General features: G+C 65.8%; 21 protein-coding genes. 6 read left to right on the top strand and 15 right to left on the bottom strand.

All coding sequences use genetic code 11. The annotated features are described in order from the left end of the window. Positions 1 to 25 precede the first annotated feature (25 nt). Both AM2010_RS08010 and leuC read right to left on the bottom strand, forming a co-directional pair. Entirely contained in the window at positions 26 to 523 is a 498-nt protein-coding gene (locus AM2010_RS08010; RefSeq protein WP_047806628.1) for a DNA-deoxyinosine glycosylase, read from the bottom strand. Beyond that, complete coding sequence (gene leuC / locus AM2010_RS08005) at positions 520 to 1,953, bottom strand: 3-isopropylmalate dehydratase large subunit (RefSeq protein WP_047806627.1); 1,434 nt, start codon at positions 1,951 to 1,953, stop codon at positions 520 to 522. Before leuC ends, AM2010_RS08010 begins: the two co-directional genes overlap by 4 nt. 146 nt (positions 1,954 to 2,099) lie before the next feature. Here leuC and AM2010_RS08000 point away from each other — a divergent pair, with 146 nt between their 5' ends. Both AM2010_RS08000 and AM2010_RS07995 read left to right on the top strand, forming a co-directional pair. Beyond that, the gene (locus AM2010_RS08000) at positions 2,100 to 2,501 is read left to right on the top strand and encodes an acyl-CoA thioesterase (protein ID WP_047806626.1); all 402 of its coding nucleotides are present in this window, start codon (positions 2,100 to 2,102) and stop codon (positions 2,499 to 2,501) included. Between the two features lie 18 nt (positions 2,502 to 2,519). Further along, positions 2,520 to 3,038, top strand: coding sequence for a sterol desaturase family protein (locus AM2010_RS07995; protein WP_047806625.1), 519 nt, complete (start codon positions 2,520 to 2,522; stop codon positions 3,036 to 3,038). A gap of 310 nt (positions 3,039 to 3,348) precedes the next feature. Here AM2010_RS07995 and AM2010_RS07990 read toward each other — a convergent pair whose 3' ends face one another. The 12 genes from AM2010_RS07990 to AM2010_RS14280 form a co-directional block, all read right to left on the bottom strand. After that, entirely contained in the window at positions 3,349 to 3,696 is a 348-nt protein-coding gene (locus AM2010_RS07990) for a YbaN family protein (protein ID WP_047806624.1), read from the bottom strand. 62 nt (positions 3,697 to 3,758) lie between these two features. Continuing rightward, positions 3,759 to 3,917 (bottom strand): YqaE/Pmp3 family membrane protein, encoded by a 159-nt coding sequence (locus tag AM2010_RS14020; protein ID WP_047806623.1) that lies wholly within the window; start codon positions 3,915 to 3,917, stop codon positions 3,759 to 3,761. A 117-nt stretch (positions 3,918 to 4,034) separates the two neighbouring features. Next, a complete protein-coding gene (locus AM2010_RS07980; protein WP_047806622.1) occupies positions 4,035 to 4,442 on the bottom strand; it encodes a SufE family protein in 408 nt (135 codons plus the stop codon). Between the two features lie 85 nt (positions 4,443 to 4,527). Next, positions 4,528 to 4,770 (bottom strand): hypothetical protein, encoded by a 243-nt coding sequence (locus AM2010_RS07975; protein WP_047806621.1) that lies wholly within the window; start codon positions 4,768 to 4,770, stop codon positions 4,528 to 4,530. 49 nt (positions 4,771 to 4,819) lie between these two features. Continuing rightward, entirely contained in the window at positions 4,820 to 5,074 is a 255-nt protein-coding gene (locus AM2010_RS07970) for a hypothetical protein (protein WP_047806620.1), read from the bottom strand. Positions 5,075 to 5,102: 28 nt separating this feature from the next. After that, positions 5,103 to 5,438 (bottom strand): hypothetical protein, encoded by a 336-nt coding sequence (locus tag AM2010_RS07965; protein WP_047806619.1) that lies wholly within the window; start codon positions 5,436 to 5,438, stop codon positions 5,103 to 5,105. After that, the gene (locus AM2010_RS07960) at positions 5,438 to 5,791 is read right to left on the bottom strand and encodes a hypothetical protein (RefSeq protein ID WP_047806618.1); all 354 of its coding nucleotides are present in this window, start codon (positions 5,789 to 5,791) and stop codon (positions 5,438 to 5,440) included. Before AM2010_RS07960 ends, AM2010_RS07965 begins: the two co-directional genes overlap by 1 nt. After that, complete coding sequence (locus tag AM2010_RS07955) at positions 5,791 to 6,105, bottom strand: hypothetical protein (RefSeq protein WP_047806617.1); 315 nt, start codon at positions 6,103 to 6,105, stop codon at positions 5,791 to 5,793. Before AM2010_RS07955 ends, AM2010_RS07960 begins: the two co-directional genes overlap by 1 nt. 28 nt (positions 6,106 to 6,133) lie before the next feature. Next, a complete protein-coding gene (pspC, locus tag AM2010_RS07950) occupies positions 6,134 to 6,511 on the bottom strand; it encodes an envelope stress response membrane protein PspC (protein ID WP_047806616.1) in 378 nt (125 codons plus the stop codon). After that, on the bottom strand, positions 6,508 to 6,804 hold the full coding sequence (gene pspB / locus AM2010_RS07945) for an envelope stress response membrane protein PspB (RefSeq protein WP_047806615.1): 297 nt from the start codon (positions 6,802 to 6,804) through the stop codon (positions 6,508 to 6,510). The genes pspC and pspB overlap by 4 nt, the downstream gene beginning before the upstream one ends. A gap of 3 nt (positions 6,805 to 6,807) precedes the next feature. Next, positions 6,808 to 7,746 carry a phage shock protein PspA gene (pspA, locus tag AM2010_RS07940; protein WP_420834957.1) on the bottom strand — a complete coding sequence of 313 codons (939 nt, stop codon included), beginning with the start codon at positions 7,744 to 7,746 and terminating at the stop codon, positions 6,808 to 6,810. Then, on the bottom strand, positions 7,743 to 7,895 hold the full coding sequence (locus AM2010_RS14280) for a hypothetical protein (protein WP_169747783.1): 153 nt from the start codon (positions 7,893 to 7,895) through the stop codon (positions 7,743 to 7,745). Before AM2010_RS14280 ends, pspA begins: the two co-directional genes overlap by 4 nt. Before the next feature lie 155 nt (positions 7,896 to 8,050). Here AM2010_RS14280 and pspF point away from each other — a divergent pair, with 155 nt between their 5' ends. Next, entirely contained in the window at positions 8,051 to 9,094 is a 1,044-nt protein-coding gene (pspF, locus tag AM2010_RS07935) for a phage shock protein operon transcriptional activator (RefSeq protein ID WP_047806614.1), read from the top strand. Here pspF and rnk read toward each other — a convergent pair. Beyond that, the gene (rnk, locus tag AM2010_RS07930) at positions 9,054 to 9,482 is read right to left on the bottom strand and encodes a nucleoside diphosphate kinase regulator (protein WP_047807811.1); all 429 of its coding nucleotides are present in this window, start codon (positions 9,480 to 9,482) and stop codon (positions 9,054 to 9,056) included. The two genes, pspF and rnk, sit on opposite strands and share 41 nt — an antisense overlap. 383 nt (positions 9,483 to 9,865) lie before the next feature. Here rnk and rimP point away from each other — a divergent pair, with 383 nt between their 5' ends. Genes rimP through AM2010_RS07915 form a run of 3 tightly spaced genes read left to right on the top strand, consistent with a single transcriptional unit; the run spans position 9,866 to position 12,868 of the window. Further along, complete coding sequence (rimP, locus tag AM2010_RS07925; protein ID WP_047807810.1) at positions 9,866 to 10,432, top strand: ribosome maturation protein RimP; 567 nt, start codon at positions 9,866 to 9,868, stop codon at positions 10,430 to 10,432. Further along, the gene (gene nusA, locus AM2010_RS07920) at positions 10,432 to 12,129 is read left to right on the top strand and encodes a transcription termination factor NusA (protein ID WP_047806613.1); all 1,698 of its coding nucleotides are present in this window, start codon (positions 10,432 to 10,434) and stop codon (positions 12,127 to 12,129) included. The genes rimP and nusA overlap by 1 nt, the downstream gene beginning before the upstream one ends. After that, entirely contained in the window at positions 12,110 to 12,868 is a 759-nt protein-coding gene (locus AM2010_RS07915) for a DUF448 domain-containing protein (protein ID WP_047806612.1), read from the top strand. The genes nusA and AM2010_RS07915 overlap by 20 nt, the downstream gene beginning before the upstream one ends. Positions 12,869 to 12,874 lie beyond the last annotated feature (6 nt).

Here is a 12,874-nt window from a genome sequence, read left to right as displayed (position 1 = left end):
CGGCTGCCGGAATCTTGGCAAGGGGTCACCCGAGGAAATCCGCTAGGCGTGCCCAAAGGCGCTCTTTCTCGGCCAGCGGCATGGCGGCGTAGGCGGGGGAGGACGAGGGCAGGTCGAGCAAAGTCACCGCTGGATGGCCGGCAAGCTGCGGCCGCCCGATGGCAGCGGACTTGCGCCCGTTGAAGGCCACCGCGCGCAAGGCGGGAAGGGTGGCGACGAGCTGCGCAAGCGGCGCATGTTCCGCCGCCCGGATCGCCGCATCCCCGCTGCCGATCCGCCGGGCGGAGGCGACCGTGTCCCACAGCGCAATGCCCCGCGCCTTGAGCCTGGCGAGCCGGGCCTCGTAATCGAGCGCGGGCAGGTCGATCCCGATCGCCTTGCCCACCAGATGCCAGAACCGGTTCTGCGGATGCGCGTAGTATCGCCGGGCTGCGAGCGAGGCCTCGCCCGGAAGGCTGCCCAGGATCAGCACCCGCGCATCGGGCGCGGCCACTGGTGCGAAGGCAGCCTTGCGCGCGCTCATCGATCCAGTTCGCGCACGTCCGTCAGATGCCCGGTCACGGCGGCGGCTGCGGCCATTGCCGGGCTCATCAGATGAGTGCGCGCGCCGGGCCCCTGGCGGCCGACGAAATTGCGGTTGCTAGTGCTGGCGCAGCGCTCGCCCGCCGGCACCTTGTCGGGGTTCATCGCGAGGCAGGCGGAACAGCCCGGCTCGCGCCATTCGAGGCCCGCATCGGTGAAGACCCTGTCCAGCCCCTCGGCTTCGGCCTGGCGCTTGACCAGGCCCGATCCGGGCACGACGATGGCCCACTTCACGCCCGGTGCCTTGCGCCGGCCGCGCAGGACCGCGGCGGCGGCGCGCAGATCCTCTATCCGGCTGTTGGTGCAACTGCCGATGAAGACGTTCTCGATCGCCACATCGGCCATTCGCTGGCCAGGTTCCAGCCCCATGTAGGCGAGCGATTTGCGTGCTGCCTCCTGCTTCGACGGGTCGGCGAAGCTGTCGGGGGCGGGCACGCGCCCGCCGATGGCAATCACATCTTCGGGGCTGGTGCCCCAGGTCACCGTGGGTTCGACGTCGGCGGCATCGATCACGACGGACTTGTCGAACGTCGCGCCTTCATCCGTCCGCAGCGTGCGCCACCAGGCGACCGCGCGATCCCAATCCTCGCCGCGCGGCGTGTAAGGCCGGCCTTCGAGATAGTCGAACGTGACATCGTCCGGCGCGATCAGACCGGCGCGGGCACCGCCCTCGATGCTCATGTTGCAGACCGTCAGGCGGCCTTCGACGCTCATTTCCTCGAACACGCGGCCGCGGTATTCGATCACGTGGCCGGTCCCGCCCGCGGTGCCGATCACGCCGATCACGTGCAGGATCAGGTCCTTGGGCGTGACGCCGGGGCCAAGCGCGCCCTCGACCCGGACTTCCATCGTCTTCGACTTGCGCAGCAGCAGGGTCTGCGTGGCGAGCACGTGTTCCACCTCGCTGGTGCCGATCCCGAAGGCGAGCGCGCCGATCCCGCCGTGCGCGGCGGTATGGCTGTCGCCGCAGACGATCGTGGCGCCGGGCAGCGAGAACGCCTGTTCGGGGCCGACCACATGGACGATGCCCTGTTCGGGCGCGGTCGCGGCGATGTGGCGAATGCCGAAACCGGGCGCATTGCGTTCCAGCGCGGCAAGCTGCGCCGCGCTTTGCGGATCGGCGATCGGCAATCGCTTGCCCGCTGCATCGACCCGCGCCGTGGTCGGCACGTTGTGATCGGGGACGGCCAGGGTCAGATCCGGCCGGCGCACCGCCCGCCCGCTTGCGCGCAGCGATTCGAACGCCTGCGGGCTGGTGACTTCGTGGACCAGATGCCGGTCTATGAAGATCAGGCCAGTGCCATCGTCGCGCGTTTCGACGACGTGGGCATCCCAGATCTTCTCGTACAATGTGCGGGGGCGGCTTGCCATACGATCCGGGCTATGCCCCCGCTTCGCAGGCGGCAAGATGGGAAAACTTGGGCGCGCTCAAGGCTCGCCGGCGGTCGAACCGAGAGGGTGCACTTTGCGATGAGATTTGCAATGCAATCGCAACGCTTTTCTGATAGCTTACACACATGTCAGCAAAACCCTTTGCCTTTCCGATCAAGGTTGTCCCCGAAGACATCGACTTCATGGGCCACGTCAACAACGCCCGCTATCTGAACTGGGTGCAGGATGCCGTGCTCGCGCACTGGCGCAAGATCGCCCCGGCGGACGAGGTGGCGAGCAAGGCGTGGGTTGCGCTCAAGCACGAGATCACTTATCGCCGGCCCGCCTTCCTGGAAGACGACGTGATCGCGCGCACCGTGCTGGAAAGCATCAAGGGCGCGCGCGCGTTCTATTCCACCGTCATCCACCGGGGGGAAGAAGTGCTGGCCGAAGTGAAATCGAGCTGGTGCTGCATCGACGCCGAAACCCTGCGCCCCGCGCGGATCGGCGAAGAGGTGGCGCGGTTCTTCTTCCCGCGCGAGCAATAGCGTATAAGGGATCGCGCCATGAGCGTGATCGCAGCCATCCTGATCGTAATCGCCACCATCATCGCGATGGAAGGCGTCGCCTGGGCGAGCCACAAGTACGTGATGCACGGCTTCGGCTGGGCCTGGCACCGCGACCATCACGAACCGCATGACAACGTGCTGGAGAGGAACGACCTGTTCGCCCTCGTCGGCGCGGCGATGAGCATTGCGATGTTCGCGCTCGGCAGCCCGTGGATCATGGGCGAGGGGGCCTGGCCGCCCGCAATGTGGATCGGGCTGGGCATCATGGGATACGGCGTGATCTACACGCTGGTGCACGACGGGCTGGTCCATCAGCGCTATTTCCGCTGGGTTCCGCGCAGCGGCTATGCCCGGCGGCTGGTCCAGGCGCACAAGCTGCACCATGCGACCGTGGGCAGGGAAGGCGGGGTCAGCTTCGGCTTCGTTTTCGCGCGCGACCCGGCCCGCCTGAAGGCGGAGCTGAAGGCCCAGCGCGAGGCGGGGATCGCCGTGGTGCGCGACAGCGCCGGCACCTGATTGCCCGCGCCGAAGGTCGCATGGGCGTGTTACGCATGGCGCGCGCGTCGAAAGCGTGACCTTTTGTGAAATCGCCCGGCAAACCAGTAGCTTGCCTTGCGCCCCGCGACCCCGGCCGTGACCTTTCGCAGCACCCCCGCGTGTGACCTTCGGCGCCTGCATTGCGGCTGGGGCGCAGCGGGGCAGGCGCCGGTGCGGCGAATCCAACAGGGCGCGGCGGGCGGTCATGCCAGCCGGTCTGGCAGATTTTCCCGGTGTAGGAAAACGCGGCGCGGCGGCGCAGGCGGTTGCGCGGCCCCCCCCGGCACGATCACTCGTTCCGGGTGGCGATCCAGCTGCCGCAGACGAGGAGGATGGCAATGGAAATCCAGTACCACGGGTGGCCCAGCGTGTACCAGGTGAAGACCGCGCCCACGGTCATCGCCCCGATCGCCATCGTCTTCGCGCGGCGGCTGATCGCGCGGCGTTCGCGCCAGTCGCGGATCTGCGGCCCCCAATGCGGATGATCGAGGATCCGGCGTTCCCATTCCGGGTTGCTGCGCGCGAAGCAATAGACCGCGAGCAGCAGGAACGGGACGGTCGGCATCAGCGGCAGGAAAGCGCCCAGCGCGCCCAGCGCGACAGCGACGATCCCCCCGGCGAGATAGATCCGGCGCACCGTGGCCCCCCTCTTAATCGTTCGGCGCCGCCGGTCTGCCCCAATGGGCTGCTTATGCCGGCCTAGCGCAAGTAGTTGACGTATACCGCGTGGATCAATCCGGGCACGAACAGGATGATCGTAAGGATCAGGTTTATCAGGAAATCGCGGTTCAGCCCATGCTTCAGGGCAACCCCGAGAGGGGGGAGAAGGATCGTCGCGATCAGAATGATAATCGGCATAAAAGGCGCTCCTGACTGTATCGGACCGCTGCACCGCCACCCCGCGGTGGCGGAGTAGGCAGGCGGCGCGGGTCGTTTACTTTACAGCGCTTTGGAGCGCGTGCGGTTCCGCCGGTTTCAGCCGGCCGCGATACGCGCGGCGTGATCGCGCACCAGGGCGATCATGTTGGGCACCCCTTGCGTGCGGTTGGAACTGAGCTGGTTCTTCAGATCGAACGGGGCCAGCGCGGCGGCGATATCCATGTCCGCCACTTCGCGCGCCGATCGGTCCTGCACGGCGGCGATGACCAGGGCGACGATCCCCTTGGTGATCGCGGCATTGCTGTCGGCCAGGAAATGCAGCGCGTCGCCTTCGGCGGTGGGATAGACCCAGACGGCGGCAGAACAGCCGCGCACCAGCGTGGCATCGGTTTTCAGCGCGTCGGGCATCGGCTCCAGCTCGCGCCCCAGCTCGATCAGCAGGCGATAGCGCTCGTCGCCTTCGAGAAATTCATATTCTTCACGGATGTCGTCGAGGGTTCGCATGAGGGCGCAGGTAGGGGGGAGGGCGCAAAAACGAAAGAGCCTTGTCGCACAGCCCCGAGCATTGCGAGGGAATGTAGCCCCTGTGTCAGAGGTCCACGCCGCTGGCGATGGCTTCCAGCTTGCGAATGCGTTCCTTCAGGTCGGCGATCTCGATCCGCGCCGCGCCCATTTGCGCGCCGCCTTCGATCTCGCGCGTCGGGCGGTGACCGGTGCGGTCCAGCTCGCGCCGCTTGAGCGCCAGCCACCCCTGCCAGCCGTGCAGGGCGGCGAAAGCCACTATGCCGATCGCGACGAGCGTTGCAGCGGCGATGATAACCTGTTCGCTCATGGGCATTGCTCCTTTCCCTCAGCGTGCGACCGCCATGGCGCCGCCGCTCCTAGTCTCTCAATCGTTCGATTTCGTCGGCGATCGCCTTCGCTTCGCGGCCATCGACGGTGATTTTTTCCAGGACCTTGATCCGCTCGCGCAGATCCTCGATTTCGCGGCGCGCCTCGGCATCGCCAGGGGGCGTGCCAGTGGCGTGATCATGCCCGCCGCGCCGCCGTTCGCGGCGATCCTCGCGCCGCGTTCTGAAGATCTGCACGATGCCCCAGATGGCGACGATCACGACGATAGCGGTCCAGAGATTCATGGCAGCCTCTTCCCAACGGCGCGGTCCATCAGTGTGTCTCCGGCTCGTTCTGGAGGCGGTCGATTTCCTGCGTCAGATGATATCCGCTGTCGGTGACGATGCGTTCGACATTGCCCAGCCGATCCTTCATCGAACCGAGTTCTGCGCGAAGCTGCGCGTTTTCCTGCGTCAGCAGGCTGACCCGTTCGGCCACGGCTTTCTCGTTCGAAGGCTTGAGCGACTGGCCCCACATCCCTTCCAGCGGATAGCCGTTCTTGATCTTCATCCGCGTCGTATGGAGCGAGGCGAAGATGCCGCCTGCGCCGAGGAGAAAGACCGCCAGGATGATCCATCCCAGATATGGCAGAAAGACGTCGAGTTCCATTACGCACGCTCCTGGCGTTCGATGTTGAGGGGCGTCCCGCTGTCGGCGGGGTTACTGGCAGGCACGGGTCTGTCGCGCAGCGCCTCGATCTCTTCGCTCAACGAATATCCGCGATCGGTGACGATCCGTTCCAGCACGATCATCCGGTCCTGCATGGCGTCCAGCTTGTCATGCAACGCGCTGTTTTCTTCACGCAGGCGCCGGGTTTCGCCGCTTTCGGATGGCTCGGTCATCCCGCCCCATTCGTTTTCCAGCGAATAACCGTGCTTCGCCCGGATCCAGTTGTTGATCAGCCAGCCTGCGGTGCTGACGGCGATGATCGCGATGACGAAAGTCGGGCCGCCCCAGTCCATCACACGTTTTCCTTGTGAGCGATGTCGAGCGGAACGCCGGTGCCGCGTTCTTCCACCCGATGCTGGTCGCGCAGCGCCTCGATCTGGGTCGACACGTCATAACCGCGGTCGGTCACGATCCGTTCGAGCACGCGGACCCGTTCCTCCAGGTCCTTGATATGGCCGGTGTATTGCGCGGCCTTTTCAGCCGTCATCTCGGCGGTCGATTTCGCGTTCATTTCCGCCATCTTCTGCTGGTGCTTGGCCCAGATGGCGACGATCGGGATCATCAGCGCGATGATCGGGATCATCACTCCCAGTACTGCTACATCCATTGTCCTGTTCCCCCTTTCCTGTTGCGGTTCAGCGCAGCCGCTCGATCTCGGCGGTCAGGCGCGGATTGGACGAGACGTAGTACGTCTCGACGTCGGCCAGGCGGCGATCGATGTCGCGCATCCGGGCGCGGATTTCGCGGGCCGTGCGCTTCGGGCTCTGCCGCACGCGCTGCCAGTACTGCTGTTCCTCCCGGTCGACGTAGAGGTGCGGCGGCTTCTTGTTCAGCAGAATACCGGCGAGGAAATAGAACGGGATGGTCATGCCGCCGGCGAAGAATGTCAGGCCGAGGAAACCGAGCCGGACCCACAGGGCATTGACCCCGGTGTAGTCCGCAATGCCCGAGCAGACCCCCATCAATTTGGCATTCTGCTTGTCGCGATAGAGTGTGGTGCGCGGGCTGTTCACTGGTGGGCTCCCTTCTTCTCGGCGAGCAGGCGGTCCAGCTCGCGCAGTTTCTCGTTGTCGATTTCGCGGTCGTGGATCAGGCGCGGCGACTTGAAATCGGGGTTGTCGGCGGCGACCAGGCGTTCGACCGTGTCCATCCGCTCGTCCAGCCGCTTGGCCAGGCTGTAGAGTTCTTCCAGCAGGGCCTCGTCGTCGGTGGTGATCGTGGCCGAAGTCTTCCACTTGGTGATGTAGTGGAGGATGATCCACGGCAGCGCGATGAAGATCGCAACGATTGCAAGCACTTCTTCCATCGATCAATCCTCCTTGCTGTCGGCGCTCTTGCCCAGCGCGCGCTTCATGGCTTCCAGTTCCTCGTCGACTTTGTCCGACCCTTCGAGCGCGGCGATTTCGTCGGACAGCGAGAGCTGACCGCTGCCGTCGGACAGCGAGAGGGCATCGGCGCGGCCTTCGGCATAGTCGACCCGCCGTTCGAGCTGGTCGAAGCGGCTCAATGCCTCGTCGGTGCGTTCGGTGCTCATCAGCGTGCGCAGCTTGACGCGGTTTTCCGCGCTTTCGAGGCGCGCGGCGATCGCGGTCTGGCGGCTGCGGGCTTCGCGCAGGCGATGCTGCAGCTTGGCGATATCTTGCTCGTAAGCGCGCAGCGCATCGTCGAGCACGGCGATTTCCTGCTTGAGCTGTTCGGCCATGTCGGCCGCCTTCTTCCTTTCGACCAGGGCGGCGCGGGCCAGATCCTCGCGATCCTTGCTGAGCGCGAGCTGGGCCTTCTCGCCCCAGTCGGCCTGGAGCCGTTCCAGCTTGACCGTGTGGCGATGCATCTCCTTCTGGTCGGCGATCGTGCGCGCGGCACTGGCGCGGACTTCGACCAGCGTCTCCTCCATCTCGAGGATGATCATGCGGATCATCTTGGCCGGATCGTCGGCCTTGTCGAGCATGTCGTTGAAGTTGGCGGCGATGATATCGCGGGTACGGCTGAAAATGCCCATCAAAGGTGCTCCGTTGAAATTGAATTCGCTCGACCAGCCGCTGCCGGCCCGGGCGTGCGAGCGCCCCTGGGTCGGCCGCTGCCCGGTGGCGCGGCCCTGCGTCGGGGTGGGGCTGGTCCGCAGGCGTTCGACTTCCTCGTCCAGGCGCGAGGGGCGGTTATGGGCCGAAGCGCGCGGGGACTGGGGGGTGTCGCGCTCCGGCCCAAGCGGGTCGAACTTGCCTGTATCGAGATCGGTCGGCTTGCTCACGCCAGCTCAACCTGTTCGCAGCCGATCGTCGCGGCCATTGCCGGGCTCGCCTGCATCTGGCCGCTGAGCGCCACGAACAGGGCCATCGCGGCGATGCTGGCGATAGAAGCCTGTCCAAGCTTGCTCTGGAAGAAGCGGCGGTCGTACATTGTGTGGGTCCTCCCTGGATTGGTGTTGTTCACCAATTAGCAAGGGGCGTGCCAGTTCAGAAATATGCCGAAAATCTAGCGGGTTATGCAACTTGCCAGATATTGGTGTTGGTTTCTGTTGCCAACTATCGGCGAATATCACTATAGATTGGGGCGTGGAGCGGGATAACCAGTTCATCGGCCAGTCCGGGGCCTTTCTCGATGCGGTCGAGCGCGCCAGCCGTGCCGCGCCGATGCGGCGCCCGGTGCTGGTGATCGGCGAGCGCGGAACGGGCAAGGAACTCATCGCCGAACGCCTCCATCGCCTTTCCACCCGGTGGGACGAGCCGCTCGTCACCATGAACTGCGCCGCGCTGCCCGAAACCCTGATAGAGGCGGAGCTGTTCGGTCACGAGGCCGGAGCCTTCACCGGCGCTACCAAAGTGCGCGCGGGCAGGTTCGAGGAAGCCGACAAAGGCACGCTTTTTCTCGACGAACTGGGCACGCTGTCGATGGCGGCGCAGGAAAGGCTGCTGCGCGCGGTCGAATATGGCGAAGTCACGCGGATCGGTTCGAGCCGCCCGGTCCGGGTCGATGTGCGGATCGTCGCCGCCACCAACGAAGATCTGCCCGCGCTGGCCGAACGCGGCGAATTTCGCGCCGACCTGCTCGACCGGCTCAGCTTCGAGGTTATCACCCTGCCGCCCCTGCGCGTGCGCGAAGGCGATGTGGAAGTGCTGGCCGAATATTTCGGGCGTCGCATGGCGGCCGAACTGCACTGGGAAGGCTGGCCGGGCTTCGCCGATCACGTCGCGCGCCAGCTGGAAGACCACCCCTGGCCCGGCAATGTGCGCGAGCTGCGCAATGTCGTCGAACGCGCGGTCTATCGCTGGGATAGCTGGAACGATCCGATCGGGCACGTCCAGTTCGACCCGTTCGACAGCCCGTGGAAACCGTTCGAGCCCGCGACCCGCCGGACCGGGCGCGAAGGGCAGGGGGCGCCGCCGCAGCCGGCCGCGACGACGCCGGGTCCCGACCTCGATTCAGTCGACGACTTGCGGGCCGAGGTCGACGCGCACGAGCGGCGCATCGTCGAACATGCGCTGGGCAGAAACCGCTGGAACCAGCGCCAGACGGCCAAGGCGCTCGGCCTCAGTTACGATCAGCTGCGCCATTGCATCAAGAAGCACGGGCTGGCTGAGCGGAACGAGAGCGGCTGACGCTTTCGATCGCCAGCAACCGTTCCTCGCCGCTTCGGTCGGGCCAGCCGATGGTCTGCCCCACGCGCAGGCCGATCAATCCGGCGCCGACCGGCGTGAGGATCGACAGGCGCCCTTCGGCAATGTCCGCGTCGCCGGGATAGACCAGCCTTATCGTGCGGCGTTCCCCTGTACCGCGAACGATGAATTCGACGGTGGAGCCCATCGCCACCACGTCCGCCGGCACGTCCGCTGCGGGGCAGATGTGCGCGCGGTCGATTTCTTCCAGCAACAGGCGGCTTACTTCTGGCTGCCGTTCGCGGATGCCGAATGCGAGATCGGCAAGGATGTCGGCTTCGTTTTCGGCCAGCGTGATGGGAGGCCGCGCCGCGGCCTGCGTGCGAGTCATGATCGAATCTTTCGAAAGGCGTGCAATCACGTCAGATGCGGAGGGCACGCCAGATGTGGAGGAAATGTGCGGATAGAACGGATTCTGCGCCCCGGGCTCGGGGCATAGGTGCGCCGGACCCGGGGCTAGGTGCCCGCGAGAAGTTGTCCCCTGAGATGTCGAAAATGCGCGATCATCATGGGCGGATGCTGTCACCTTGGCGAAGCGGTGTCAAACAATCCCCGGCTTCCCGCCCCCCGACAGTGTCGAATGCGGTTGCAAATCCCGGACGCCAAGTCTATCTGGCCACTCATCCCGACATTGTCGCGACACTGGAGGGGCTGGCGCCGCAAGGGGCCGGCACCGAACCCCTGTGTCGCAAACGTCGTGCAAACGGAGAGCGAATGGCCGACCTGGCGCGCATTGCAGAGATCGTCGAACCCGAAGCGCGTGCGCTCGGTTTCGAACTCGTGCGCGTGAAAATGATCGCCTCGGAAGCCGGCGACGGCGGGCAGGCATTGCAGGTCATGGCGGAAGACCCGGCGACCGGGCAGCTCGTGCTCGATCAGTGCGCCGCACTGTCGCGCCGCGTTTCGGAAAAGCTCGACGAGCTGGAGGAACGGGGCGAGGTGCTGGTCGAAGGCGCCTATCACCTCGAAGTCAGTTCCCCCGGTATCGACCGCCCGCTGGTGCGGCCCAGCGATTTTGCGGACTGGGCGGGGCACGAAGGCAAGATCGCGCTGATCGAGAAGATCGACGGGCATCGCAATCTGCGCGGCCCGATCGCGGGGTTCGAGGGCGGCAAGGCCCTGATCGACGACCGCAAGGCAGGCCGCATCGCGGTGCCGCTGGAAGCAATTCATTCGGCGAAGCTCGTCCTTACCGACGAACTGATCGCCGCCACCCGACCGCTCGACACGACAGGTGCCGAGGAAATCGACGAAGTCACAGAAGAGAAGGCTGACGACTGATGGCCAGTGCAATTTCCGCCAACAAGGCCGAGCTGCTCGCGATTGCGAACTCGGTCGCTTCGGAAAAGATGATCGACAAGTCGATCGTGATCGAGGCGATGGAAGAGGCGATCCAGAAGAGCGCGCGCAACCGCTATGGCGCGGAGAACGATATTCGCGCCAAGCTGGACCCGCAGACCGGCGACCTGCGCCTGTGGCGCGTGGTCGAAGTGGTTGAGGAAGTCGAAGACTACTTCAAGCAGGTCGATCTCGAGGCCGCGAAGAAGCTCGATGGCGAAGCCAAGCTGGGCGACTTCATCGTCGATCCGCTGCCTCCGGTCGATCTGGGCCGGATCGACGCGCAGAGCGCCAAGCAGGTGATCTTCCAGAAGGTTCGCGATGCCGAGCGCGAACGCCAGTACGAAGAGTTCAAGGACCGCGCGGGCGAAGTCATCACCGGTGTCATCAAGTCGGTCGAATTCGGCCACGTGATCGTCAACCTCGGCCGGGCCGAAGGCGTTGTCCGCCGCGACCAGCAGATCCCGCGCGAGGCCGCGCGTGTCGGCGAACGCGTCCGCGCACTGATCACCAAGGTGGAACGCAACAACCGCGGCCCGCAGATCTTCCTCAGCCGCGCGCATCCCGAATTCATGAAGAAGCTGTTCGCGCAGGAAGTGCCCGAAATCTACGATGGCATCATCGAGATCAAGGCCGCCGCCCGCGATCCGGGCAGCCGCGCCAAGATCGGCGTGATCAGCCACGACAGCAGCATCGACCCGGTCGGCGCCTGCGTCGGCATGAAGGGCAGCCGCGTTCAGGCCGTCGTGCAGGAACTGCAGGGCGAGAAGATCGACATCATCCCCTGGTCGGAAGATACCGCGACTTTCGTGGTCAACGGCCTCCAGCCCGCGACCGTCAGCCGCGTCGTTCTCGACGAGGACGAAGGCCGGATCGAAGTCGTCGTTCCCGACGATCAGCTCAGCCTCGCGATCGGCCGCCGCGGCCAGAACGTGCGCCTGGCGAGCCAGCTGACCGGCCACCAGATCGACATCATGACCGAGGAAGAGGCGAGCGAGAAGCGGCAGAAGGAATTCGCCGAACGCTCCAAGATGTTCGAGGAAGAACTCGACGTCGACGAAACGCTTTCGCAACTGCTGGTCGCCGAAGGTTTCGCCGAGCTGGACGAAGTCGCCTATGTCGAACTGGCCGAACTCGCTTCGATCGAAGGTTTCGACGACGAACTGGCCGAGGAACTTCAGAGCCGTGCGCTCGAAGCGATCGAGCGGCACGAGGAAACCGCGCGGACCGAACGCCGCGAACTGGGCGTCGAAGATGCCCTGGCCGACATCCCCCATCTGACCGAGGCCATGCTGGTCACGCTGGGCAAGGCCGGGATCAAGACGCTCGACGATCTGGCCGATCTCGCCACCGACGAACTGATCGCCAAGAAGCGCGAAGCCCCGCGTCGCCGCCAGAACGCCGATGGCCCGCCGATGCGGCGCCCCTCCGCGCGTGAGCAGGACAAGGGCGGCGTGCTGGGCGAATATGGCCTGAGCGAAGAGCAGGGCAACGAGATCATCATGGCTGCGCGTGCGCACTGGTTCGAAGACGAAGAGGCCGCGCCTGCGCCGGCGCCGGCTTCCGAAAGCGAACCCGCGACCGCACCTGCCGGGGATACCGCCACCGAGGAGGCCGCCGATGCGGACTCCGAACAATGAGCGCCTGACGCCCGACATCGCTGAAGCTGGCGGTGCGGACAAGTCCGCGCCGGAACGGCGCTGCATCCTTTCGGGGGAGCATGGCGCGCGTCATGCGCTGGTGCGGCTGGCAATCTCGCCCGATGGCGTGGTGCTGCCCGATCCGCTGGCCAGGGCGCCGGGGCGGGGCGCGTGGATCGGCGTTTCGCGCGCCGTGCTGGAGGAAGCGATTGCCAGGGGGCGCCTGCGCGGCGCACTGGCGCGCGCTTTCAAGGGTGCGCCGCTGACAGTGCCGGAAGACCTGGCCCAGAAGGTGGATGACGCGCTGTCCCGCGTTCTGCTGGACCGGCTGGGACTCGAAATGCGGGGCGGACGCCTTATCTTGGGGTCTGACCGGATCGCCGAACATGCCCGGGCCGGGCGCATCGCATTGCTGCTTCACGCCGCCGATGCGAGCGAAGACGGGTCGAAAAAGCTCGATCAGGCCTGGCGCGTGGGGCGTGATGCCGAAGGGACCGGCGAAAGGGGCATTCGCTTGCCACTGGACCGGGCGGCGCTGTCTGTGGCATTGGGCCGCGACAATGTTGTCCACCTGGCGCTGGCCGACGCTGCCGCGGCCGAGCGGGTCGGTTCGATCCTCGCGCGCCTGCTGCATTTCAGGGGGCTAGCACCCGACGAACATGACGGTGCACCGGGTCAGCCCGGCGCGCCGGGTTCCCCGGTCGCGGCCGGGGACGAGCATATCGAGATTGAAGGATAGACGAGT

The organism is Pelagerythrobacter marensis (assembly GCF_001028625.1).
Taxonomy (GTDB): domain Bacteria; phylum Pseudomonadota; class Alphaproteobacteria; order Sphingomonadales; family Sphingomonadaceae; genus Pelagerythrobacter; species Pelagerythrobacter marensis.
Note: the sequence above shows the minus strand (reverse complement) of the source record. Positions and strands in the feature narration are given on the sequence as shown.

Coding starts and splice junctions, on each gene's coding strand:
- AM2010_RS07960 (WP_047806618.1), bottom strand. CDS start 5,791: ATGGACTGGGGCGGCCCGACTTTCGTCATCGCGATCATCGCCGTCAGC.
- pspB (WP_047806615.1), bottom strand. CDS start 6,804: ATGGAAGAAGTGCTTGCAATCGTTGCGATCTTCATCGCGCTGCCGTGG.
- AM2010_RS14280 (WP_169747783.1), bottom strand. CDS start 7,895: ATGTACGACCGCCGCTTCTTCCAGAGCAAGCTTGGACAGGCTTCTATC.
- rimP (WP_047807810.1), top strand. CDS start 9,866: ATGGCCGACCTGGCGCGCATTGCAGAGATCGTCGAACCCGAAGCGCGT.
- AM2010_RS07915 (WP_047806612.1), top strand. CDS start 12,110: ATGCGGACTCCGAACAATGAGCGCCTGACGCCCGACATCGCTGAAGCT.
- nusA (WP_047806613.1), top strand. CDS start 10,432: ATGGCCAGTGCAATTTCCGCCAACAAGGCCGAGCTGCTCGCGATTGCG.
- AM2010_RS07980 (WP_047806622.1), bottom strand. CDS start 4,442: ATGCGAACCCTCGACGACATCCGTGAAGAATATGAATTTCTCGAAGGC.
- AM2010_RS07955 (WP_047806617.1), bottom strand. CDS start 6,105: ATGGATGTAGCAGTACTGGGAGTGATGATCCCGATCATCGCGCTGATG.
- leuC (WP_047806627.1), bottom strand. CDS start 1,953: ATGGCAAGCCGCCCCCGCACATTGTACGAGAAGATCTGGGATGCCCAC.
- AM2010_RS14020 (WP_047806623.1), bottom strand. CDS start 3,917: ATGCCGATTATCATTCTGATCGCGACGATCCTTCTCCCCCCTCTCGGG.
- AM2010_RS08010 (WP_047806628.1), bottom strand. CDS start 523: ATGAGCGCGCGCAAGGCTGCCTTCGCACCAGTGGCCGCGCCCGATGCG.
- AM2010_RS08000 (WP_047806626.1), top strand. CDS start 2,100: ATGTCAGCAAAACCCTTTGCCTTTCCGATCAAGGTTGTCCCCGAAGAC.
- AM2010_RS07995 (WP_047806625.1), top strand. CDS start 2,520: ATGAGCGTGATCGCAGCCATCCTGATCGTAATCGCCACCATCATCGCG.
- AM2010_RS07975 (WP_047806621.1), bottom strand. CDS start 4,770: ATGAGCGAACAGGTTATCATCGCCGCTGCAACGCTCGTCGCGATCGGC.
- rnk (WP_047807811.1), bottom strand. CDS start 9,482: ATGACTCGCACGCAGGCCGCGGCGCGGCCTCCCATCACGCTGGCCGAA.
- AM2010_RS07965 (WP_047806619.1), bottom strand. CDS start 5,438: ATGGAACTCGACGTCTTTCTGCCATATCTGGGATGGATCATCCTGGCG.
- AM2010_RS07970 (WP_047806620.1), bottom strand. CDS start 5,074: ATGAATCTCTGGACCGCTATCGTCGTGATCGTCGCCATCTGGGGCATC.